Source organism: Pseudomonas putida (assembly GCF_028682635.1).
Lineage (GTDB): Bacteria > Pseudomonadota > Gammaproteobacteria > Pseudomonadales > Pseudomonadaceae > Aquipseudomonas > Aquipseudomonas putida_AE.
In genome coordinates this window covers 1-23,205 of record NZ_JANHLK010000022.1, presented here as the reverse complement: position 1 = coordinate 23,205, position 23,205 = coordinate 1, and the positions used below count along the sequence as shown (strand labels likewise).

Annotated in this window: 22 protein-coding genes; 9 read left to right on the top strand and 13 right to left on the bottom strand. The window is 60.6% G+C overall.

Features of this window, described 5'->3' with window-relative positions:
• The first annotated feature begins 29 nt into the window (after positions 1–29).
• Entirely contained in the window at positions 30–1,109 is a 1,080-nt protein-coding gene (queG, locus tag NPS56_RS23220; RefSeq protein WP_274076795.1) for a tRNA epoxyqueuosine(34) reductase QueG, read from the top strand.
• Here the strand turns inward: queG and NPS56_RS23215 are convergent.
• Positions 1,091–1,702 carry a trimeric intracellular cation channel family protein gene (locus tag NPS56_RS23215; protein ID WP_274076794.1) on the bottom strand — a complete coding sequence of 204 codons (612 nt, stop codon included), beginning with the start codon at positions 1,700–1,702 and terminating at the stop codon, positions 1,091–1,093. The genes queG and NPS56_RS23215 overlap by 19 nt on opposite strands.
• A gap of 199 nt (positions 1,703–1,901) precedes the next feature.
• On the bottom strand, positions 1,902–2,444 hold the full coding sequence (gene orn / locus NPS56_RS23210; RefSeq protein WP_179057346.1) for an oligoribonuclease: 543 nt from the start codon (positions 2,442–2,444) through the stop codon (positions 1,902–1,904).
• A gap of 107 nt (positions 2,445–2,551) precedes the next feature.
• Between orn and rsgA the strand changes: the two genes are divergently transcribed.
• The 4 genes from rsgA (at position 2,552) to NPS56_RS23190 (ending at position 5,643) form a co-directional block, all read left to right on the top strand.
• Positions 2,552–3,583: a small ribosomal subunit biogenesis GTPase RsgA gene (gene rsgA / locus NPS56_RS23205; RefSeq protein WP_008064125.1), complete on the top strand. Its 1,032-nt coding sequence runs from the start codon at positions 2,552–2,554 to the stop codon at positions 3,581–3,583.
• 199 nt (positions 3,584–3,782) lie between these two features.
• A complete protein-coding gene (locus tag NPS56_RS23200) occupies positions 3,783–4,190 on the top strand; it encodes a TIR domain-containing protein (RefSeq protein ID WP_274076793.1) in 408 nt (135 codons plus the stop codon).
• A 2-nt stretch (positions 4,191–4,192) separates the two neighbouring features.
• On the top strand, positions 4,193–5,152 hold the full coding sequence (locus NPS56_RS23195) for a caspase family protein (protein ID WP_274076792.1): 960 nt from the start codon (positions 4,193–4,195) through the stop codon (positions 5,150–5,152).
• Positions 5,152–5,643 carry a toll/interleukin-1 receptor domain-containing protein gene (locus NPS56_RS23190; protein ID WP_274076791.1) on the top strand — a complete coding sequence of 164 codons (492 nt, stop codon included), beginning with the start codon at positions 5,152–5,154 and terminating at the stop codon, positions 5,641–5,643. Before NPS56_RS23195 ends, NPS56_RS23190 begins: the two co-directional genes overlap by 1 nt.
• 123 nt (positions 5,644–5,766) lie before the next feature.
• On the opposite strand, the gene dinD is transcribed toward NPS56_RS23190, so the two are convergent.
• From dinD to motA, 4 genes are all read right to left on the bottom strand, one after another.
• A complete protein-coding gene (dinD, locus tag NPS56_RS23185; RefSeq protein WP_274076790.1) occupies positions 5,767–6,633 on the bottom strand; it encodes a DNA damage-inducible protein D in 867 nt (288 codons plus the stop codon).
• A gap of 141 nt (positions 6,634–6,774) precedes the next feature.
• The gene (locus NPS56_RS23180) at positions 6,775–7,044 is read right to left on the bottom strand and encodes a hypothetical protein (RefSeq protein WP_274076789.1); all 270 of its coding nucleotides are present in this window, start codon (positions 7,042–7,044) and stop codon (positions 6,775–6,777) included.
• A gap of 221 nt (positions 7,045–7,265) precedes the next feature.
• Positions 7,266–8,312 (bottom strand): flagellar motor protein MotB, encoded by a 1,047-nt coding sequence (gene motB / locus NPS56_RS23175; RefSeq protein WP_274076788.1) that lies wholly within the window; start codon positions 8,310–8,312, stop codon positions 7,266–7,268.
• 3 nt (positions 8,313–8,315) lie between these two features.
• Positions 8,316–9,167 carry a flagellar motor stator protein MotA gene (motA, locus tag NPS56_RS23170; RefSeq protein WP_008063575.1) on the bottom strand — a complete coding sequence of 284 codons (852 nt, stop codon included), beginning with the start codon at positions 9,165–9,167 and terminating at the stop codon, positions 8,316–8,318.
• A 166-nt stretch (positions 9,168–9,333) separates the two neighbouring features.
• On the opposite strand from motA, the gene NPS56_RS23165 reads away from it, so the two are divergent.
• The 3 genes from NPS56_RS23165 to asd are packed head-to-tail and all read left to right on the top strand — an operon-like array spanning position 9,334 to position 12,609.
• Positions 9,334–10,872, top strand: a complete 1,539-nt coding sequence (locus NPS56_RS23165; RefSeq protein ID WP_274076787.1) for an HDOD domain-containing protein — start codon at positions 9,334–9,336, stop codon at positions 10,870–10,872.
• Positions 10,873–10,914: 42 nt separating this feature from the next.
• Positions 10,915–11,730, top strand: a complete 816-nt coding sequence (rhdA, locus tag NPS56_RS23160) for a thiosulfate sulfurtransferase (RefSeq protein WP_274076786.1) — start codon at positions 10,915–10,917, stop codon at positions 11,728–11,730.
• Positions 11,731–11,748: 18 nt separating this feature from the next.
• On the top strand, positions 11,749–12,609 hold the full coding sequence (asd, locus tag NPS56_RS23155; protein ID WP_274076785.1) for an archaetidylserine decarboxylase: 861 nt from the start codon (positions 11,749–11,751) through the stop codon (positions 12,607–12,609).
• Positions 12,610–12,708: 99 nt separating this feature from the next.
• Here the strand turns inward: asd and serB are convergent, their stop codons facing one another.
• Positions 12,709–13,923 carry a phosphoserine phosphatase SerB gene (serB, locus tag NPS56_RS23150; RefSeq protein WP_095192149.1) on the bottom strand — a complete coding sequence of 405 codons (1,215 nt, stop codon included), beginning with the start codon at positions 13,921–13,923 and terminating at the stop codon, positions 12,709–12,711.
• A 135-nt stretch (positions 13,924–14,058) separates the two neighbouring features.
• Between serB and NPS56_RS23145 the strand changes: the two genes are divergently transcribed.
• Positions 14,059–15,576: an AhpA/YtjB family protein gene (locus NPS56_RS23145; RefSeq protein ID WP_274076784.1), complete on the top strand. Its 1,518-nt coding sequence runs from the start codon at positions 14,059–14,061 to the stop codon at positions 15,574–15,576.
• Between the two features lie 248 nt (positions 15,577–15,824).
• Here NPS56_RS23145 and NPS56_RS23140 read toward each other — a convergent pair whose 3' ends face one another.
• From NPS56_RS23140 to NPS56_RS23115, 6 genes are all read right to left on the bottom strand, one after another.
• Complete coding sequence (locus tag NPS56_RS23140; protein ID WP_274076783.1) at positions 15,825–16,538, bottom strand: PqiC family protein; 714 nt, start codon at positions 16,536–16,538, stop codon at positions 15,825–15,827.
• Between the two features lie 176 nt (positions 16,539–16,714).
• Positions 16,715–18,982 (bottom strand): DNA topoisomerase IV subunit A, encoded by a 2,268-nt coding sequence (parC, locus tag NPS56_RS23135; protein WP_274076782.1) that lies wholly within the window; start codon positions 18,980–18,982, stop codon positions 16,715–16,717.
• Between the two features lie 7 nt (positions 18,983–18,989).
• Complete coding sequence (locus NPS56_RS23130) at positions 18,990–19,514, bottom strand: retropepsin-like aspartic protease family protein (protein ID WP_046819858.1); 525 nt, start codon at positions 19,512–19,514, stop codon at positions 18,990–18,992.
• The gene (locus tag NPS56_RS23125) at positions 19,511–20,500 is read right to left on the bottom strand and encodes an esterase-like activity of phytase family protein (protein WP_274076781.1); all 990 of its coding nucleotides are present in this window, start codon (positions 20,498–20,500) and stop codon (positions 19,511–19,513) included. The genes NPS56_RS23130 and NPS56_RS23125 overlap by 4 nt, the downstream gene beginning before the upstream one ends.
• Complete coding sequence (parE, locus tag NPS56_RS23120) at positions 20,500–22,407, bottom strand: DNA topoisomerase IV subunit B (RefSeq protein WP_274076780.1); 1,908 nt, start codon at positions 22,405–22,407, stop codon at positions 20,500–20,502. Before parE ends, NPS56_RS23125 begins: the two co-directional genes overlap by 1 nt.
• Before the next feature lie 43 nt (positions 22,408–22,450).
• On the bottom strand, positions 22,451–23,059 hold the full coding sequence (locus NPS56_RS23115; RefSeq protein WP_274076779.1) for a YqiA/YcfP family alpha/beta fold hydrolase: 609 nt from the start codon (positions 23,057–23,059) through the stop codon (positions 22,451–22,453).
• Positions 23,060–23,205 lie beyond the last annotated feature (146 nt).

Sequence of the window (23,205 nt, the reverse complement as noted above, 5' to 3'; positions counted from 1 at the left end):
CGCACCTCAGCTCCGGTTTCTCTCGCCTCATGCCCGCTATTACCACAGATTTGCCCGCCCTCGCCCAATCCATCAAGGACTGGGGCCGCGAGCTGGGCTTTCAGCAAGTCGGCATCAGCGGCCTCGACCTCGCCGAGCATGAGCAGCACCTGGAACGCTGGCTCGCCGCCGGCTACCACGGCGAAATGGAGTACATGGGCGCCCACGGCAGCAAACGCTCGCACCCCGAAGAACTGGTGCCGGGCACTTTGCGCGTGGTGTCGCTGCGCATGGACTACCTGTCGGGCGATACCAGAATGGCGCAGCTGCTCGCCCAGCCGGAAAAAGCCTACGTCTCGCGTTATGCCTTGGGCCGCGATTACCACAAATTGATCCGTAAACGCGTACAACAACTGGCGGACAAGATTCAGGCAGAAATCGGCCCGTTTGGTTTCCGGGCTTTTGTCGACAGTGCCCCGGTGCTGGAAAAAGCCATCGCCGAACAGGCAGGCCTGGGCTGGATCGGCAAAAACACCCTGGTCTTGAATCGCAAGGCCGGCAGTTACTTCTTCCTCGCCGAACTGTTCGTCGACCTGCCGCTGCCGGTGGACCCGCCCCATGCCACCGAACACTGCGGCCGCTGCAGCGCCTGCCTCGACATCTGCCCAACCAATGCCTTCGTCGGGCCCTATGTGCTGGACGCCCGGCGCTGCATTTCCTACCTGACCATCGAGCTCAAAGGTGCGATTCCGCAGGAACTGCGGCCGCTGATCGGCAATCGGGTGTTCGGTTGCGATGATTGCCAGATCGTCTGCCCGTGGAACCGCTTTGCCCGCCCGTCCGGGGAAAGCGACTTCAAGCCGCGGCACAACCTGGACAACGCCGGACTGGCCGAGCTGTTCATGTGGGACGAGGATAAATTCCTGAGCAGCACCGAAGGCTCGCCGCTACGCCGGACAGGGTACGAGAACTGGCTGCGCAACCTGGCCGTCGGCCTCGGCAATGCGCCTTCAACCATTCCGGTGCTGGAAGCGTTGAAGGCCAGGCGTGAACATCCGTCCGAATTGGTCCGCGAGCATGTCGAGTGGGCATTGCAGCAGCACGCCGAGCGTCAGGCCTCGTCGTTGTAGACGAATTTGGGCATTTCCCAATGGAAGCGGATCGCCAGCAAGCGCAGCAGGAAACCGCCGAACAGGGTGATCAAGATCGCCTGCTCTCCCGGCAAGTTCAGGTATAGGCAAAACATGTAGCACCACGCCGCCGCGAACGACACGCTGGCGTACAGCTCGCGCCGGAAGATCAGCGGAATATCGTTGCAGAAGATGTCCCGCAGGATGCCACCGAAAACGCCAGTGATCACCCCGCTGACCGACGCGACCAACATGCCATGCCCCATTTCCAGGGCGGTCATGCAGCCGATCAGGGTGAACGCCACCAGACCGACGGCGTCGAGCACCAGGAACAATGAACGCAGATGGCGCATCCAGCGCGCGGTGAATACCGTGATCATCGCCGCGATAGTGGTCAGCACCAGGTATTCCGGGTGTTTCACCCAGGTCAGCGGATAGTGGCCAAGCAACACATCGCGCACCGAACCACCGCCCAGCGCCGTGACGCACGCGATCAGCACCACGCCGAACCAGTCCATGCCGCGACGACCGGCAGACAGCGCACCGGTCATGGCCTCGGCGGTGATGGCGATCAGGTAGAGCATCAGCAACATGGTGGCGATCCTTGCAAAAAGGCGCGCAGTCTACGCACTTCGCCGAGGCACCAAAAGAGGGCGCCGCCATCTGTAGGGGCCGGCTCGCTGGCGATAGCGTCTTCAAAGCCCCCTTCGCTGGCAAGCCAGCTCCTACAGAACCGCGCAAACCTGTAGGAGCTGGCTTGCCAGCGAAAGGGCCATAACAGACGCTACACAATCAGGCCTTGATGAAGTGCTGGCGGTAGTGCTGCAGCTCGGCGATCGACTCGCGGATGTCGTCCAGCGCCAGGTGGGTGCTGCCCTTCTTGAAGCTGTCACGCACGTCCGGTGCCCAGCGCGCAGCCAGCTCTTTGAGTGTGGACACGTCAAGGTTGCGGTAGTGGAAATAGCTTTCCAGGGATTTCATGTGGGTATAAAGGAAGCGACGATCCTGGCAGATGCTGTTGCCGCAGATCGGCGATTTGCCCTTCGGCACCCACTTTTCCAGGAAGGCGATGGTCTGGGCTTCGGCTTCAGCCATGCTGATGCGACTGTCGCGCACGCGCTGGGTCAGGCCCGAACCGCCGTGTTGACGGGTGTTCCACTCGTCCATGCCGGCAAGGATTTCGTCGCTGTGGTGAATGGCGATCACCGGACCTTCAGCCAGGGTGTTCAGGTCGCTGTCGGTGACAATAGTGGCCATTTCGATGATGACGTCGGTATCCGGGTTCAGACCGGTCATTTCCAGGTCGATCCAGATCAGGTTCTGCGGGTTTTGCATGAGTCGGCTCCTAGGCAATGCTGCGCAGTTTAGCCTAGGCCGGTGGCCGGGCGTGCTAAACTCGCGGCCGTTTTACCTAATCGCTGCATTCTTGATACGGAACACCCATGGCCAAACGCCAACTCAATCGTCGTCAAAACTGGCGCATCGAAAAGATTCAGGGCGAACGCGCTGCCCGCGCCGCCAAACGCGAGTCCTCGGCCGTCGAGGCACTTGAGGGTGGCGACCTGGGCCCGGAACAACACGGCCTGGTGATCGCCCACTTCGGGGTGCAGGTCGAAGTCGAAGCCCGTGATGGCGAGCTGGCCGGCCAGGTGTTTCGTTGCCACCTGCGGGCGAACCTGCCCGCATTGGTGACCGGCGACCAGGTGGTCTGGCGTGCCGGCAACCAGGGCATCGGCGTGATCGTGGCGCAATTGCCGCGCAATACCGAACTCTGCCGCCCGGACAGTCGTGGCCAGCTCAAACCGGTAGCCGCGAACGTCGACATGATTGTCATCGTGTTTGCGCCGCTGCCTGAGCCCCATGCCAACCTGATCGACCGCTACCTCGTCGCCGCCGAACATGCGGGCATCAAGCCGCTGTTGCTGCTGAACAAGTTCGACCTGATCGACGAGCACAACGCCCCGGCCCTGAACGCCTTGCTCGCGGTCTACCGCACCCTGGGTTACCCGGTGCTGGAAGTATCGGCCCACCACGGCAACGGCATGGAACAGCTTCAGAAGCAACTGGACGGGCGCATCAGCGTGTTCGTCGGCCAGTCCGGCGTCGGCAAGTCGTCGCTGGTCAACAGCCTGCTGCCAGAGGTCGAAACCCGCGTCGGCCCGTTGTCCGAGCTGTCCGGCCAGGGCACCCACACCACGACCACCGCACGCCTGTTCCACTTCCCCGGTGGCGGTGAGCTGATCGACTCCCCGGGCATCCGCGAATTCGGCCTGGGCCACGTCAGCCGCGCCGACGTCGAAGCCGGTTTCATCGAGTTCAACGACCTGCTCGGCACCTGCCGCTTCCGCGACTGCAAGCACGACCGCGAACCCGGTTGCGCCCTGCTCAAGGCCCTGGAAGACGGCCGCGTGCAACAGCAACGGATGAACAGTTACCGCTCGATCATCGCCAGCCTGCCGGAAAACGGTTACTAAACAGACGCGCCGGCCGCCCTGACTACAGCGGGGCGGCCGGCGGCTGGATCCCTTCTCCATTTAAACGTCAGACCTTTCTGTAAGGCTTGTGCACACGCGCTTGTAGGGCATTTCTCTTTTCGCGCCAATCCCTTGTGGCCGCGCTGCAATCGCCTAGGTTCAAACCCTCTTCGCACTCAAGCGACACCGAGGGATACCCATGCAGACCTACCATTTGTTCATCAGCCACTCGTGGAATTACCCCCACGCCCACGACAATCTCGTGCGCTTGCTCAACGCGCGGCCCGACTTCAAGTACAAGAACTTTTCGGTGCCACCCGACAAGCCGATTGTGGGCGCGAAAACCGACAAACAACTTGAGGAGGCCATCGAAGACAAGATCCGCCCGTGCTCGGCGGTATTGATCATGGCCGGGATGTATTCCACCTACAGCAAGTGGATCAACAAGGAAATCGAGATAGCCAGGCGCATGGGCAAGGTCATCATTGCGATCAAGCCGTTCGGCGCCGACCGCATTTCCAAGGTGGTGCGTGACGCGTCGCACACCGAATGTGCGTGGAACACCAACAGCATCATCAGCGCCATTCGCCAGCACACGGCGGTGTAACCATGCGCAAGGGACTTTTTATCGGCATCAACGACTACACCCACGTTTCGCGCCTGAGCGGCTGCAGCAATGACGCCATGGCCATGGCTTCCGTGCTGAAGACCGACGCCAATGGCGATCCGAACTTCAAGAACATCGTCCTGACCTCCGCCGAGGACTACCTGGGCAGGGAAAAGCTCGAAGACCAGATACGCGAGCTGTTTTCCGGGGACTGCAATGTCGCACTGCTGTATTTCGCTGGCCACGGCAGCTTCGATACCGACACCGACGAAGGCATGTTGATCCCGCAGGATTACAAGAGTGCCAAGGATGGGATTCGCCTCAGCGACATCCTCAACTGGGCAACCAAGGCCACCAAGATCAAGAACAAAGTGATCATTCTCGATTGCTGCCAGAGCGGCTCGGCCGGCGAATTGCGTGCCTTGCGCAGCGAGTGTGCCGTGATCGGCGAAGGCATGACCATTCTGACCGCCTGCAAAAAGGCAGAGCCGGCGATGGAGGGCTCACAGCACGGCGTGTTCACCGGACTGTTGCTCCAGGCCCTGCACGGCGGAGCTGCGAACATCCTGGGCAAGATCACCCCCGGCAGCCTCTATTCGTTTGTCGACAACGCCCTCGACGCCTGGGAACAGCGCCCGGTGTTCAAGACCAACGTGTCGCAGTTCATTTCCCTGCGCGAAGTTTCGCCGCTGATCCCCAAGGAAATCCTGCGCAAACTTCCTGAATGGTTTGCCGAAGCAGAGTCGATATACCCCCTCACCCCCAGCTTTGAACCCACCGAACCCGAGTTCAACCCTGAACAGGGCGAAGTCTTTGCCCAGCTGCAAAAGTGCAACCGCCACAGTCTCATCGAACCGGTGGACGCCGAACATATGTACTACGCCGCCATCCACGCCACCGGCTGCCGCCTCACCGCCCTCGGCGCCTATTACCGCGAACTCGCGATCAAGGGACATTTTTGATGCCAGTGTTTATCAGCTACCGCCACATGGATCGCGCTTATGCGATCAACATCAACACGCGCCTGATGCAGGCCAACATCAAGACCTACCTTGATGTACTGGATGCCGAATCCCAGACCACCGACGACATTACCGGGGTAATCACCCGCAACATCAGCGAATGCACGCACCTGCTGGCAGTGGTATCCGAGAAAACCGCGCTGTCCTGGTGGGTGCCATTCGAAATCGGCGAGGCGACCATCACAAATCGGCGTATCTGCTCGTTCAAGACCGGCCCGACAGAGCTGCCGCTGTATCTCGATAAGTGGCCGAAGCTGACCAGCGACAGAGATATCGAGTTCTTTATCGACGCGTATCGCAACGAATCGACGCTCAAGCGCTCGATGTCACTGGAATCCGTGAATGGCAGCGAATCGGCACGCAGCGTCAACAGGAGTAACGCCGACCGATTCCACACGGATCTCAAATCCAGAATCATCCGTGGGTTTTAAGGCAGGAAACGCCCACAAAAAAGCCGACATCTGTCGGTTTTTTTGTGGGTACGGAACATTCAATCAAAATCCAAGGGAATCGATTCACGACTGCCAATTCAACTAGCCTGGCAAGATTCAAACTCAACCATCAGTTGAATCACCAGCAGGAAGCTTGGTCGCCAGTTTCGCAATATTTTTCTCTTCAGATTTCACACGACGTTCAAGTTTTCGTATGTCCTCTTCAGCAGGAAGCTCCTCGGGCTTGATGCCGCGCTGTCCCAACATATCTCGGACGCTCAAATTATTCTGGACATGCTCCTTGGCAATGGCGGGCTCGCCTTGCAAATCCACCTGTAGCACATTGTGATTAGTTATCTCATTAGCCAGGTTTTTGGCTGCAATTGTCAGTGTCGGCAAAAAATCAGCCAATGGACGGCTCTTAACGATGCCATACCTGTCCTTCATCGCCTGCGTGGTTTTACCGCCGAACAATGCTGCATCTCCTCGGGAGCGAATACGGGCAAATCCTTCATCATCTACACCTCGTTCGTAGATGTTCTGCGATAGCTCCTTCTCCGACTCACGCAAACGATCTCGCGCATCGAAGCGGGCTTGCAAGCGCATTCTGTCTTCGATTAACTCCTGCTTGCGCGTTTGCAACGCGAAGTAGCTCTGAGCAAAAGCGATCGCTTGTTTACGCGGATCACCATTTTGGGCAATCAAGTAGCAGGCATATCGAGTGAGCATGAAGTCTTCGACGGGGCGCTTACCACCTTTTCCGACCTCGATCATTTTCGTGACGTCACGAAAATGATCGGCAGGCTCCACTCCTGTGGCCTCACAGGAGGCCATGGCACGCCTGATGGCGGTCAAAAAATTGTCCCAGCGTGCATAACCCAAAGGCTCTTGCAATTCACGAGCGAACCAGAATTCGATGCCTTCATCAGGCACTTGATGTACCAGTACATCGAATCGCTGTTGGAGCTGTGGCAGTGATTGATTATCCATAGCGAATTCCGGAGCAGTCAGAGGGAGTCAATTTCAAAGCCTTGCAATAATAAGTATCTGACTGATATTGAAAGGCAGATTCTGGACCGTGCATCCCAAATATGTGACAAAAAAGCCGTGAGTATCGCGACCTTCTAAACTTTAGCGCGCTGCCTTTTCCAGTCTCCAACTCAGCGCATCCAAGCCATCACACCCATCCTGAATCAAAATGTGCGCAGCATTGGCGAAATGTTCCAGGTCATGGCCTTCGACATCCTTCACACAAAGACATGTGACGCTGTTAAGTAGATTGCGAGCGGCTTTGATTCGGTGGAAGGCCGTTTCAAGAAGATCCGAAGGGCGGGCTTCGGTGTCGATGTACAGCGTCGGGCCGACGCTGAAGCTGCCATGCAGAGGGTGGTACTTAGCCATAGGTCTAACTCCGAACAAATGGGTGAGGTTCCATCTTTGTTTCGACCGGCTAAGATCGGTCACTGCGTGAGCAGCAACGGTTAAACTATAGGCAGTGCGTGCACGGCTGAGAACCCTGGTGCGAAATTTCAGATAATTCCTACACGACTAAGCAAATACAGAAACTCGGAAACACCAGCACGAGACACAAAAAAGCCGACATTGCTGTCGGCTTTTTTCGGTCACTGCCTGGTTGGTTCAGCCGATTTGGCTGGCTCACCCGGTTTTGGTGCAGGATCGTCAAACAGGTTCAGACGCTCCCGAAGCTCATGCGCCGGCAGCGGCTCCTTGTCCGCTGGCAACGCGTTTGGATCGACTGGCGCAGCCGGTGCGGCATTTGGAGCAGCCGAATCTTGCGGCGCATCAGGAGTAGGTTCCGCCCCTTGCGAACCTTCGATGGCACGCTGGGCCTTCTTGGTCAGCACGACAATGTCGATACGGCGGTTGACCGGATTGAACGGATGCTCGCGGTCGAACAGGGCCGACGAGGCATAACCAACCACACGCGCCACCTGTGCCTCCGGGTAGCTGCCCGCCACCAGCGCACGGCGCGCGGCGTTGGCACGGTTGGCCGACAGCTCCCAGTTACCGAATTCGCCGCTGCCGCTGTACGGCGTGGCATCGGTGTGGCCGCTGATGCTGATCTTGTTCGGCACCGCCTTGATGGTGTCGGCCATGGCCAGCAGGATGTCTTCGAAATACGGTTTCAGGCGGGCCGAGCCCGAGTCGAACATCGGCCGGTTTTCGGCGTCCACGATCTGGATGCGCAAACCGTCCGGGGTGATTTCGAACAGGATCTGGTCTTTGAATTTCTGCAGTTGCGGGTTCTCTTCGACCTTGTTCTGCAGTTCTTGCAGCAGCAGTTCCAGACGCTCCTTCTCCACCGTCTCGGCCATGCCCTCGACCTGATCGACGTCGACCGTCAGCTTGTCCGGCTGCGGCTGGGTCTTCACCTCGGGGTTGAGGGTATTTTCCGGCGCCATGGTCGGCGTGCCGCCCAGATCGATGATGTAGGGTGTGCCACTTTCGGAAAAGCCGATCGGGTCCTTGAAGTAGCCGGCGATGGCGATTTTCTGTTCCGGGGTGGCGGTGGACAACAGCCACAACACCAGGAAGAACGCCATCATCGCCGTGGCGAAGTCGGCGAAGGCGATTTTCCAGGCGCCCCCGTGATGCCCACCGGCGATGCGCTTGACGCGCTTGATGATTATCGGCTGGTTATTTTCCATTACTTAACGACCACGAACCGCTTGTTCCAGCTCGGCGAAGCTTGGCCGGTGCGCCGGGTACAGGACCTTGCGCCCGAACTCCACGGCCAGCGATGGCGGCATGCCCGAGGCGGAAGCCACCAGCGAGGCCTTGATGGCTTCGTAGACGTTGAGTTCTTCTTTGGCATCGTGGGCCAGGGAATGCGCCAGCGGGCCGAAGAAACCGTAGGCGGCGAGAATACCGAAGAAGGTACCCACCAGTGCCGCACCGACGTGCAGACCGATCGACTTCTGGTCGCCCTCGCCCAGCGAGGCCATGGTCACCACGATACCCAGGACCGCCGCGACGATACCGAAACCGGGCATGGCGTCGGCGATGCCGTTCACCGCGTGGGACGGGTGCTCCAGGTCTTCCTTGAGGCTGTAGAGTTCCATGTCGAACAGGCCCTCCAGCTCATGGGGCGCCATGTTGCCGGAGGACATGATGCGCAGGTAATCACAGATGAACGCGGTCATGCGCTCATCCTTCAGGACCGTCGGGTACTTGGCGAAGATCGGGCTCGCCGCAGCATCTTCGATGTCCGCTTCGATGGCCATCATGCCTTCGCGGCGGCTCTTGTTGAGAATCTCGTAGATCAGGCCCAGCACTTCAAGATAGAAGGCATGGCTGAAACGCGAACCGAACATGCTCAGGGACTTCTTGAGCACGTGCATGGTCATGTAACCGGGGTTGGCCTGCAGGAATGCACCGAGGGCCGCACCACCGATAATCATGACCTCGAAAGGCTGGATCAGGGCGGCAATCTTGCCATGGGAGAGCACGTATCCGCCGAGCACGCTCGCGAATACGACGATGATGCCGATAATTTTAGCCATAGGTAGGAGAGCACTTACTGAGTCGGGTTCAAGGTCATATTCGGAAGTTAAAAAATCTCTTCTTCTACTTATCGGCAAAACTGCGCCAGACTATAGCCAGTTCAGGCGAAAAGCCAATTTGACCCCCTCCGGGCCCAGGTATTGTTGACGATGATCGCCTCCAGACATGGCTAGACAAACGAACGCCCCGACGCCAACACCGAACACGCTCGAAGGCTGGGTCAAGCTTCTCGACGGCGTGCGCCTGCCGGTTCCGCAGGCCAGTCACGATCAAGTGTGCCGGGCCATGCGCGACAGTCGCAGCTCGCTGCGCAACATCGCCGACTTGATGCAGGGCAGCCCGGCCCTGGCCTTGAGCGTGATTCGCGAAGCCAACCGGCACAGCCATGGCGCCATGAGCGAGCCTGCGGAAAACCTTGAGGTCGCCATCAACCGCCTTGGCTTGAAGCGCACCGAGGAGCTGCTCGCGCGATTGCCCGCAATGCCCCAGGCCGAGATCCCGAAAGCCCTGCGCCAGTTGCAGATGATCAGCCAACACGCCAGCCAACAGGCCAACGGTTTTTTTGCCGGCCGCCTGGCGCGCCTGTGGCAGGACATCCACTGGGGCAGCCTGCTGTTCCTGTCGCCGCTGTGGCCGCTTGCCATGACGCATCCGCAGCTGCTCGAAGACTGGGAGCTGCGGGTCATTCATAAAGGCGAGTCGGCGCGCGCAGTCGAACAGCAACTGTTTGGCGCGCGCCTGCTGGAAATCGGCCAGGCCCTGGTGGATCTCTGGCACCTGCCGATCTGGGTGCAACAGGGCTATCGACTGCTGCTCACCGAGCAACGGGAACTGGTGAAAGTGCTGCGCATTGCCCGCGACAGCGAACATCCGCTACGCCAGCAGAACCGCTTGGATGACCACCCGACCCTGCGTCGCTGGCTTAATCAACCGGCCAACACGGTGTTATTGGCCAACGGCCTGGCCCTCTCGGCGCAGCAGGCCTGGGACAGTCCGCACAGTGAGCGCTGGCAGTACTTGACCGGCCTTTACCTGCAAATACCGATGGACGAGGTGCAACAACAATTGCACCAGCAAGCCGCCAACAGTGCGCGTTATCACGCCATGCCCGATCTTTGGCATCCCGCTGTCGCACTGATCTGGCCATGGGGTACGAACCCTGTACATGCCGGTTTGCAGCCAGCCCCGGCACCCACTGCCGACGACCTGGCGAAATGGCGCAAACAATGTGCCGAGCTGTTGCACGAGCCAAGTCGTTTCACCAATGCCATCCACCTGACCACCTCTGCCCGCGACGCGCTGGTGGCCAGTGGCATGCGTCGGGTGATGATCCTGATGGCCGACCGCACCCACGCCAATCTGCGTGTGCACCAGACGGCCGGCCTGCCTGATGAAGTGGCCGGGCTGAATTTTAACGTCAGTCAAAGCGCGCTATTGCAACGCCTGCTCTCGCAACAGGCCCAGGTACGCCTGACGCCGCTCAACAACGCGCAATTTTCCGCCTTGCTGCCCAACAACCTGCGTAGCCAGTTCAGCGGCGAGCACCTGTTGCTGCGCTCGCTGCTCAACAATGGGCGAGTGATCATGATCGTCGTGGCGGATCAGGGTGGCGGGCCATTCTCGGACATCGCCGTGCAAGCCTTCGGCAAAACCGCGCAATGCATCGAAAAAGCGCTGCACAGCTTTAGTCAGCGCGGCCAATAAGGCTGCGCTACAATCCTCCCTTTTGTGCCCTGGAGACCTCACATGTCTGACTTCTCTGGCTTGCCGCTGGTGATCGAGCCGAGCGACTTGCTCCCTCGCCTCGAAGCCCGCCAACTGATCCTGGTGGACCTGACCAGCCATGCCCGCTACACCGAAGGGCATATTCCCGGTGCGCGGTTTGTCGATCCGAAACGCACACAACTCGGCCAGGCACCCGCGCCGGGGCTGATGCCGCCGCAAGCGGCGCTCGAAGCATTGTTCGGTGAGCTGGGACACAACCCCGATGCCGTCTATGTGGTCTATGACGACGAAGGCGGCGGTTGGGCCGGGCGCTTTATCTGGCTGCTGGATGTCATTGGCCACAGCCAATACCACTATCTCGACGGCGGCCTGACGGCCTGGCTGGCTGAAGGCATGCCCATGTCGATCCAGGTCCCCGCTCCTGCAGGCGGCCCGGTCGCGTTGACCCTGCACGACGAACCCATCGCCACCCGCGAGTACCTGCAAAGCCGTCTCGGCGCTGCCGACCTGGCGATCTGGGATGCGCGCGGGCCGCTGGAGTATTCCGGCGAGAAAGTCCTCGCGGCCAAGGCCGGGCACATCCCTGGCGCGGTCAATTTCGAATGGACCGCCGGCATGGACAAGTCTCGCCAGCTGCGCATCCGCAGCGACATGTCGCAGATCCTCGAACAGCTCGGCATTACGCCTGACAAAGAAGTGATTACCCACTGCCAGACTCACCATCGATCTGGCTTCACCTATCTGGTGGCCAAGGCTCTCGGTTATCCGCGGGTCAAAGGCTACGCCGGCTCCTGGGGCGAATGGGGCAACCACCCCGACACGCCCGTAGAGATTTAAGGTTTTTAAGGACAGTTAATGAACAAGCGTCTGTTTATCGTCAGCCAATACCTGCTGCCCCACAACCTGCTCTCGCGACTGGCCGGCTGCATCGCCGAATGCCGCGTGCGCTGGTTCAAGAATGCGTTCACCGCGTGGTTCGCCAAGCGTTACCAGGTGAACATGTCCGAGGCGCTGGTCGAAGACCTCACCGCCTACGAGCACTTCAACGCGTTTTTCACCCGCGCATTGAAAGACGGTGCCCGTCCGCTGGACGAGACTCCGGGTGCCATCCTCAGCCCGGCCGACGGCGCGGTCAGCCAGCTCGGCCCGATCGAACACGGTCGGGTGTTCCAGGCCAAGGGCCACAGCTTCAGTGTGCTGGAACTGCTGGGTGGCGATGCGGCAAACGCTGCGCCGTTCATGGGCGGTGATTTCGCGACCATCTACCTGTCGCCGAAGGACTACCACCGCGTGCACATGCCGCTGGCCGGCACCCTGCGCGAGATGGTCTACATCCCGGGTCGGCTGTTCTCGGTCAACCAGACCACCGCTGAAAACGTTCCGGAACTGTTTGCCCGCAATGAGCGCGTAGCGTGCATTTTCGACACCGAGCGCGGGCCGATGGCCGTGGTGCTGGTGGGCGCGATGATCGTGGCGTCGATCGAAACCGTGTGGGCCGGGCTGGTGACGCCGCCGAAACGCGAGCTGAAAACCTTCCGCTACGACGAAACCGCGCGTGCGCCGATCCACCTGGAAAAAGGTGCGGAGCTGGGCCGCTTCAAACTGGGTTCGACCGCTGTCGTGCTGTTCGGGCCGGATCAAGTGCAGTGGGATGCAGAGTTGCTGGCCGGTTCGCCGGTGCGGATGGGTCAGGGTATGGGGCTGCCGAAGGCATAAGTGCGCAGCCCAAATCTGTAGGAGCCGGCTTGCTGGCGATGGCGTCCTTGAGGTCCCCATCGCTGGCAAGCCAGCTCCTACAGTGGATTTGCGGTGCTGTTAGAGTTGTCCGTCGCGATCGCGAAAGCCCAGCAGATACAGCACGCCATCCAGCCCAAGGGTGGAAATCGCCTGTTTCGCCGACTGCTTGACCAGCGGCTTGGCCCGGAACGCCACGCCCAACCCGGCAATCGCCAGCATCGGCAAGTCATTGGCACCGTCGCCGACCGCAATGGTCTGCTCCAGACGCAAGCCTTCCTTGTGTGCCAGTTCTTTCAGCAGATCCGCTTTGCGCTGGGCATCGACAATCGGCTCGACCGCCACGCCGGTCACCTTGCCGTCGACCACTTCCAGTTCGTTGGCGAACACATAGTCGATACCCAGCTTGGCCTGCAATTGCTTGGCGAAGTAGGTGAAGCCGCCCGACAGGATGGCGGTCTTGTAACCCAGGCGCTTGAGTTCGGCGAACAGGGTTTCAGCGCCTTCGGTCAGGCGCAGCGAGGCGCCGATCGAGTCCAGCACGCCGACATCCAGCCCCTTGAGCAACGCCAGGCGTTCCTTGAAGCTGGCGCGGAAGTCCAGTTCACCGGCCATCGCCCGCTCGGTGATTTCCGACACCTTGTCGCCCACACCGGCCGCCTTGGCCAGCTCGTCGATGACTTCGGCTTCAATCAGGGTCGAGTCCATGTCGAACACCGCCAGGCGGCGATTACGACGGAACAGCGAATCTTCCTGGAAGGCGATGTCGACGTTCAGTTCCTGGGCGACGCTGAGAAATTCGGCCCGCAGCGCCTGCGGATCAGCCGCCTCGCCACGCACGGAAAACTCGATGCAGCCCTTGCCTTTATCAGCCGGGGTGTCCAGCGGCATGCGCCCGGACAGGCGATCGATATGGTCGATGTTCAGACCATATTTGGCGGTAATCGAACTCACGGCCTGCAATTGCCCGGCGGTGACCTTGCGCGTCAGCAGGGTCACGATGTGGCGTTTTTTACCCTGGTTGCCGACCCACTGCTGGTAATCCTCTTCGGACACCGGCGTGAAACGCACCTGTTGATCCAGCTCATAGCCCTTGAACAGGATGTCCTTGAGCACCGACTTGCCTTGTTCGGTATCAGGAATTTCAACCAGGATGCCGAACGACAGGGTGTCGTGGATCACCGCCTGACCGATGTCGAGAATGTTCACACCACCCTGGGCCAGAACGCCGGTAATGGCCGCAGTCAGACCCGGACGGTCGACTCCCGTGATGTTTATCAGGACGATTTCGCGCAAGGCGCACCCCCGCAGGTGGAAAAAAACCGCATTCTACCCACATTCAGTGACCATCGGGCACCGTGAGCGCTTTGACGGCCTAGGGCCTGTCGCTATACTGCGCGTCAACTTCACGGACAAAAGAGCCGAGCTCAAGTGAACCGGCCCACGCCAGTAAAAACCGATAACTTCTTCCTGCTGATCTTCCGTGCACTGCGCCACCGCCGTGTACCGATTGCATTGCGCATTGCCAGCCATAACGTGATCCTGGTCGCTCTGGCCCTGGTGATCTACGCCTGTGTGATGGGTTTGCAGTTCAAGCAGGCCATGCACGAGCAGGCGGATGCGTTGGGTGAAAGCCTGACCATGCAGACGGCCACCTCGGCCACCGAGCTGCTGGTGTCCAACGACATCCTCAGCCTCAACGTGCTGCTCAACAACCTGACCAAGAACAAGCTGGTGGCCCACGCCGCCATCTACAGCGTGGACAACCGCATCCTCGCCGAAGCCGGCCAGCGTCCCAAGCATGGCCTGCTGGGCGAAGCCGAGGGCATGTACCAGAGCAAGATCACCTTCCAGGACGTGACCGCCGGTCAGCTGCGCATCAGCCTGGACATGGATCAATTCCAGCAGCCGATGACCATCAGCCTGCAAAGCATGGGCATCTTGAGTGCGATCCTGCTGGCCCTGTCCCTGGCCTTGAGCCTGCGCATGGGTCGATACCTGTCCACGCCGCTGCTGCAATTGCGGGTGTGGCTGCGCAACATCGACGAATACACCCCGGCCACCGAGCGTAATGACGAGATCGGCGACTTGGCGCGCCAGCTGCATGCCGACTTCGCGCCGGAACCGGCCGAACCGGAACCCGAGCCGGAACCCGAATACGACGATGTCGACGACGGCGAACCGGGCTTCGAAGTGCGCAACCTGCGTGATCCGAGTTTCGATGAAAGTCGCCCGATGGCCGCGATGAAAGCCGCGCCACGGCGTGTCGTCAGCACCGTTGAAGACGATGACGATGACGATGCGTTCGCAGACTTGCTCGATGATGTGCCGGACAGCGTGGCGAAACCGTTGGCCAAACCCGTAGCTTCCAACGTGCCGCAGCACAGCGCCGTGCTGGCCGTACAGCTGGGCTCACAGGAACAGTTGCGACGCCTGCCGCGGACACGCCTGGAAGAACTGCTCAAGCGCTACCGCGACTGCCTCGACCAGGCGGCCTCGCTCTACCAGAGCGAACTGCACACCCTGAACGATGGCAGCACCCTGATGCTGTTCCACGCTGAAGACAGTGGCGACGATTACCTGACCAACGCCATCTGCTGTGGTGAGCTGCTGCGAGCGCTGGGGCATCAATTGCAGATCGAAGTCGCCGACAGCGGCATCACCTTGCAATTGCAACTGGGCCTGACTCTGGGCGAGGAGCTGTTCGGCCTGAGCCAGATCGACCTGTTGCTGACCGACGCCGCGCAGGATGCCCTGGCCCTGTCGCAACACAGCCGCAACCTGCTGCTGGTGGAGCGCAAGATCAGTGACGATGCGCTGATCCGCCAGCGCGCACGGATCCGCCCGATTGCAAGCCCTGAAGGCGCCTGCTGCGTGGAGCGGCTGATGGAGCCTTATCCGTCGATGCTGGAACGACAGCTGGCGCGGATGCACGAACGTCGGGCGTAAAAGCCCTGTCATGAAGAAGCCCGCAGGCGAGTGATCGTCTGCGGGCTTTTTTGTTGCCTGTCCTTTCGCTATCGCTGGCAAGCCAGCTCCTACAGGGTTCCATGCCGAACGCAGGTCTTGTGTACGACATCAATCACTGTAGGAGCGGGCTTGCCCGCGAAGAGGCCGGGACAGGCACTAGAGATCTCCAACCGGCAGAAACAACAAGGCCCGCATCAACGCGGGCCTTGTTTCCAATCCATCGAGCTTTAGAAGCGAAACACTTCCATATCCGTACGAATCGGCGCAGCCATCGGGATCTTCGGCTGTTTTTCCTGTTCCGCCGCCGGTGCTGCAGGCTTGGCGGCCGGCTTGCGTGGTGCTTCGGCGATCGGTGGCTGGTTGGCCAGTGGCTTGAGCGCTACCGAGAGCTGTTCAGCGAGCTTCTGCAGCAATACACCCTGTGCCTGGACCTGAGCCGCCGTGTTGCCGGCGTGCTGTTCCTGCAGGTGAATGATGCGGTTATCACGCACCTGGCCACGACGATCGATCAAACGCCATTGCGCATCGAGAATCGCCGGTTGCGACTTCCCCGAATCCAGGCGCGTGATGGTCAACAGCACCTGGACATCCGGCGTGAAGCCTGTGGTCGCAGGCGCCAGCACGACACGCTGGCTGTCCAGGTGGCCAGCCACCTGACGCAGCAACAGCTGGTCGATGTCGGAGGACAGGCTGCCAGCCCAACGGCCGTCGGCCGAGGCTTGCAGGCTGCCATCGGGCTGACGCTGCAACAGGGTTTCGCGCTGCAGGTAGTCCGCCACGGTTACCGGGCCCAACAAAACCGCCATGCCCGCGCTTTGCGCAGGCTGAACCGGACTTCCGCTGTCCAGTTGATACAGCGACACCGGCTGGTGAACGCTGCAACCCGCCAGGCCAAGTACGCCGGCGAGCATCAAAATAAAAGGAAGGCGCAGAGCAGTCATCGTCCCATCCAGGTGATTGCCACAAGGCTAATCACAGTGAAAATACTCAATAAATATGAAGAACGCTCGGCCACGCCGGCGCTTGAAAGGCCATATCATCCGTGAATATGCGTTCCGACTCCAGCGCCAAAGCGTCGATCTACGCGTTAAATCGTAGATCGAGGCCTCTAGGACGCTTAATTGAGGTTTTCGACGAACAGCGCATCTACCCGCTGGAAGCCACGTGGCAGTTTGTTCCCACGACGACCACGCTCACCCTTGTAGTGTTCGAGGTCGTCCGCTTTCAGTGACAAGGTACGTTTTCCGGCCTGCAGCACCAAAGTGGCGCCCTCCGGCACAACGGCGATGTCCGTGACATATTCTTCGCGACTGGCCACACGCTCACCGGGAATCCCAATGATCTTGTTGCCTTTGCCCTTACCTAATTGTGGCAGATCGCTGATCTTGAAGATCAGCAGGCGACCTTCGGTGGTCACCGAAGCCAACCAGTTATGCTCACGATCGGCCACCGGACGCGGCAGGATCACCTTGGCGTTGTTCGGCAGGCTCAGCAGGGCCTTGCCCGCCTTGTTCTTGGCCTGCAGGTCTTCACCCTTGACCACGAAACCGTAACCGGCGTCCGAGGCGATGACGTACAGCGCATCGTCTTCGGGCATCAGCACGCATTCGAAACTCGCCCCTGGCGGCGGCGTCAGACGGCCGGTCAGCGGCTCGCCCTGGCCACGGGCCGAAGGCAAGGTGTGTGCCGCCACCGAATAACTGCGCCCGGTGGAATCGATAAACACCGCAAACTGGTTGGAGCGCCCTGCCGCCAACGCCTTGAAACCATCCCCAGCCTTGTAGGAGAGACCGGTGGCGTCGATGTCGTGACCTTTGGCGGAGCGCACCCAGCCTTTTTCCGACAGCACGACAGTGACTTTCTCGTTCGGCAGCAAATCGTGCTCGGTCAGCGCCTTGGCTTCGGCGCGCTCGACGATTGGTGAGCGACGGTCGTCGCCATAGGTCTCGGCATCCTTGATCAGCTCGGTGCGTACCAGCTTCTTCAGCTTGGCTTCGCTGCTCAGCAGGGCTTGCAGCTTGGCTTGTTCCTTGAGCAGTTCGTCCTGCTCGGAACGCAGCTTCATTTCTTCCAGTCGCGCCAATTGGCGCAAACGCGTGTCGAGGATGTAGTCGGCCTGGATTTCGCTCAGGGCGAAACGCTCGATCAGCGCGGCTTTAGGCTGCTCCTCGGTACGGATGATGTGGATCACTTCATCCAGGTTGAGGTAAGCGATCAACAAACCGTCCAACAGGTGCAGGCGACGCTCGACCTTGTCCAGGCGGAATTGCAGGCGGCGGCGTACGGTCCGGACCCGGAATTCCAGCCACTCGACCAGCAGGGCACGCAGGTTTTTCAGCTGCGGCTTGCCGTCCAGGCCGATGATGTTGATGTTGACCCGGTAGCTCGACTCCAGCTCGGTGCTGGCGAACAGGTGCTGCATCAACGCATCGTGGTCAAAGTTTTTCCGGGCGCCCGGAATAATCACGATCCGGCACGGGTTCTCGTGGTCCGACTCGTCGCGCAAATCGGCGATTTGCGGAGCTTTCGAGGGTTTGGCCTGCATCATCGCCGCGATCTGTTCCAGCACCTTGGCGCCGGAAACCTGATGTGGCAGCGCGGTGACGATGATGTCGCCGTCTTCAATGTGATAAACGGCGCGCATGCGCACCGAACCGCGGCCGGTCTCGTAGATTTTCAGCAGGTCGGCGCGCGGCGTGATGATTTCCGCTTCGGTCGGGTAATCCGGACCCTGGATGTGTTCACAGAGCTGTTCGACCGTGGCCTTGGGCTCGTCGAGCAAACGCACGCAGGCGCTGGCGACTTCGCGCAGGTTGTGCGGCGGCACGTCGGTGGCCATGCCCACGGCGATACCCGTGGTGCCGTTGAGGAGGATATTCGGCAAACGTGCCGGCAACACCAGCGGTTCGTCGAGGGTGCCGTCGAAGTTCGGGCCCCAGTCCGCCGTGCCCTGGCCCAGTTCGCTGAGCAGCACTTCGGAGTAGCGCGACAGCCGTGCCTCGGTGTAACGCATGGCGGCGAAGGACTTGGGATCGTCCGGCGCACCCCAGTTACCCTGGCCATCCACCAGCGTATAGCGATAGCTGAACGGCTGGGCCATCAGGACCATGGCTTCGTAACAGGCCGAGTCGCCGTGGGGGTGGAATTTACCGAGCACGTCACCGACGGTACGCGCCGATTTCTTGTGCTTGGAATCGGCGTCCAGCCCCAACTCGCTCATCGCATAAATGATGCGGCGCTGTACCGGTTTCAGGCCGTCGCCGATATGCGGCAAGGCACGGTCCATGATCACGTACATGGAGTAGTTGAGGTAGGCATTTTCGGTGAAGTCAGCCAGTGACCGGCGTTCTACACCGTCCAGGCTGAGATCAAGGGAGTCGCTCATGCGGGCCTCATCGGTTCGTTGTCTGGCGCAGCAGCATGGTGCCACCGCGCTGGGTAAATTCAAGTTTGTTCAGCGCGCTCATACCGAGCAGCACTTGCTCGCCATCCAGGCCTGGCACGACTATTGCGCGCACATCACGCAACACAATGTCGCCCAGTTGCAGCCGGTCGACCCGGGTTCGATAACCCTCGGTGCGACCGTTGGCGGTGCTCAGGGTCACCCCGAAGCCTTGTTCCAGTTTCAGCCGTTCGGCCATTTGCGCCGGGATCGCCACATCGGTCGCCCCGGTATCGAGCATGAAATTCACCGGCTGGCCATTGATATGGCCGCTGGCAACGAAATGCCCCTGGCCATTGCTGACCAGTTTCACCTCGACGAAACCCTCGCCGCGTTCCGAGCTGACGACCACATTCGGATTTTGCTGACGCTCTTCCCACTGGCCGAAAAACCGCGTCGCCAGAAACAAAGCGGCGCACCAGGCCAGTACCATCAATACCCGACCGGCACGTTTGCCCGGCGTTTGCTGGCTCATGACTTGGCACTCCAGCCACCTTCAGGTACAGCAAAGCGCCAGACGATCGGACGGACCTCGCCATCGGCGCGGGCGCCGGTGTTGTTGTCGATGCCGATCCAGGCGCCCTCGGCGTCCACGATCAAGGCTTCCGTCAGGGCAAAGTCCTGGGGATAACGACGATTTTCCTGCAACGCCTCATCGGCAAACGACCAGCAGCGCTCGACCTTGGCTGTCACCGCATCACGACGGCAAATCTGGTACGCATTGCGCTCGAGGGTAAACAGCTTGCCGTCGAACCATGACAGGTCGGCAAAATCCCGGGGCATCGGCCTGGCGCTGGGAAATTGTGCCGGTTGCATCTCCTTTGCGCCTTCGCTCAGCAGCACACAGCCGCCATCGCAGTCCCAGACGGTCTGCTTGCGCTTGACCAGCAGCAACCCGCGGCTCTCGCGCTCGGCAGCCAACCACAACTGGTCACCTTGCGGATTGATCGCCAGGCCTTCGAACAATGCATTAAAGCGCAGCAACATACCGCTGGCCCGCGCCTCGCGCACCATGAGCGGCGAAATCTTCAGCCAGAAGGTTGGCCCGGTTGGCGGAATTTGCAGCACCGCCGCATGGGACTCGCTGACCACGTAGCGATTGCCAGCGCTGTCGCAGGTGATCCCTTCGAAATCCAGGTCACCGCCACGCACGAACGACGACACCCAGGCCCGCGAACGCAGGCCCCAGGGCAAGCCGCTTTCCGGCACGGGCGGCACGCCGATGCCCACCGCTTCCGCACGCCAGACACCCGCGCCCGTCTCGAGGCGGTAGATCTGGTCGTCGTCGCGGTCGGAGACCGTCCACAACTCCGTGCCGCACTGGGCCAGCCCGGACAGGTTGCCGCCGCGCATGCCGTCCACGGCGTGCTCGGACAACAGGCGCAGCTGCGGTGTCGGCTTGGCAGACACCGTCATCGAGGTCAGCAGCAACGCACACGCCAGGGCAAAGCCCAGCCGCATCAGCCCAGCACCTCCGCCAGGTTGCCCTTGGACTCCAGCCAGGTCTTGCGGTCGCCAGCGCGTTTTTTCGCCAGCAGCATGTCCATCATTTCCGAGGTCGCGTCGAAATTATCGCCCAGGGTCAGTTGCACCAGGCGCCGGGTGTTCGGGTCCATGGTGGTTTCGCGCAGCTGCGGCGGGTTCATTTCACCCAGGCCCTTGAATCGGGTGACCTGCGGCTTGCCGCGCTTCTTCTCGGCCACCAGGCGATCGAGAATGCCGTCGCGCTCGGCTTCGTCGAGGGCGTAGTAGATCTCTTTGCCCAGGTCGATGCGGTACAGCGGCGGCATGGCGACGTAGACGTGACCGGCATCCACCAGCGGGCGGAAATGCTGGACGAACAGCGCGCAGAGCAGGGTCGCAATGTGCAGGCCGTCGGAGTCGGCGTCGGCGAGGATGCAGATCTTGCCGTAGCGCAACTGGCTCATGTCCGCAGCACCCGGATCGACACCGATGGCCACGGCAATGTTGTGCACTTCCTGGCTGGCCAGCACTTCGCTGCCGTCGACTTCCCAGGTATTGAGGATCTTGCCGCGCAACGGCAGGATCGCCTGGAACTCTTTGTCCCGCGCCTGCTTGGCAGAACCACCGGCGGAATCACCTTCCACCAGGAACAGCTCGGAACGCATCGGGTCCTGCCCGGCGCAGTCGGCGAGCTTGCCCGGCAACGCCGGCCCCTGGGTGATGCGCTTGCGCTCGACCTTCTTGCTGGCCTTGAGGCGACGACCAGCGTTGTTGATCGCCAGTTCCGCCAGCGCCAGGCCGGTTTCCGGGTGCGCGTTGAGCCACAGGCTGAACGCATCCTTGACTACACCGGAGACGAACGCCGCCGCTTCACGGGACGACAGGCGTTCCTTGGTCTGGCCGGAGAACTGCGGCTCCTGCATTTTCATCGACAGCACAAAAGCGATGCGTTCCCAGACGTCTTCCGGCGCCAGCTTCACGCCGCGTGGCAACAGGCTGCGGAATTCGCAGAACTCGCGCATGGCGTCGAGCAGGCCTTGGCGCAAACCGTTGACGTGGGTACCGCCCTGGGCGGTCGGGATCAGGTTGACGTAGCTTTCCTGCACCGCGTCGCCACCTTCCGGCAGCCACAGCAGCGCCCAGTCCACGGCTTCCTTGTTACCGGCCAGGCTGCCGCAGAACGGCTCGTCCGGCAGGCGCTCGAATTCGCTGACCGCGTCGACCAGATAGGAACGCAGGCCGTCTTCGTAATGCCATTCGACTTTCTCGCCGCTGGCCTTGTCTTCAAAACTGACCAGCAGCCCCGGGCACAGGACGGCCTTGGCCTTGAGCACGTGCTTGAGGCGGCTGATGGAGAATTTCGGTGAATCGAAGTATTTCGGGTCCGGCGCGAAGAACACGCTGGTGCCGGTATTGCGTTTGCCGACCGTACCGAGGATTTCCAGCTCGGTTTTCTTGAAACCGTCGGCGAAGGTCATCTGGTATTCGTTGCCGTCACGTTTTACACGCACCCGGACTTCGGTCGACAAGGCGTTGACCACCGAAATACCCACCCCGTGCAGACCGCCGGAGAACTGGTAGTTCTTGTTGGAAAACTTGCCACCCGCGTGAAGCTTGGTGAGGATCAGTTCGACCCCGGAAACGCCTTCTTCGGGGTGAATGTCCACTGGCATGCCACGGCCGTCATCGCTGACTTCCAGCGAGTGATCGGCGTGGAGGATGACCTGTACCGATTTGGCATGTCCGGCCAAGGCTTCGTCGACGCTGTTGTCGATGACTTCCTGGGCGAGGTGGTTCGGCCGACTGGTGTCGGTGTACATGCCGGGGCGTTTGCGCACCGGGTCGAGGCCCGAGAGGACTTCGATGGCGTCGGCGTTATAAGAGCTAGCGCTGGGAGTGGCCATGGGGTCTCGTCGTCAGTCTTTCATTGAAAATAGGGGCAAGGTTTCACAGCGCGGTGAAATCAATCGCCTGATACAAATCTGCGCCAATGCCGGCAAAACTCAGCATGGCCGGAAGCTGCTCGGCAAAACCCTGGAAACCATGGTCGCCACCGGCCTGGATGCGCAAGGCACAGGCCCGGTAATACTGTTGGGCGAGGCGATAGTCCAGTGTTTCGTCACCGGTCTGCAACCATACCTGATAGCGCTGCGGGTCCTGGGGTGCCGGCACTTCCAGCTCGGCGAGGGCCGTCACATGGTCGTGGGTCATTTCCCAGGCCTCGTCGGTATACAGGTTCTTCTGTGTACCCAGGAACCCGTCGAACATCCGGTGCGGACTGACGGCAGGGTTGATCAACAGGGCTTTCAAGCCATGGCGCTCGGCCAGGTGAGTCGCATAGTAGCCGCCGAGCGAGCTGCCGACCAGCAGTGGCCGTCCGAGCGCTTCAATCGCCTGCTCCAGCTGACCGATGGCCTCGCGGGGGTGGTGATGCAGGGCCGGCACACGCAATTGGTCGCTCAAGCCCAGGCGTTCCATCACTTCGCTCAACTGGGTGGCCTTTTTCGACGCAGGCGCGCTGTTGAAACCGTGGATATAAAGGATCGAGCCGGACATTTGAACTCCCTGAGCTTCGGGTAAAGAGGCGGAGTTTACAGGGACTTTGGCACGTTGGGTGCCGATGAAATGCTCTGCCTGTAGGAGCTGGCTTGCCAGCGAAAGCGGATTATCAAACAACATTGATGTTGATCGTGACGGCCTCA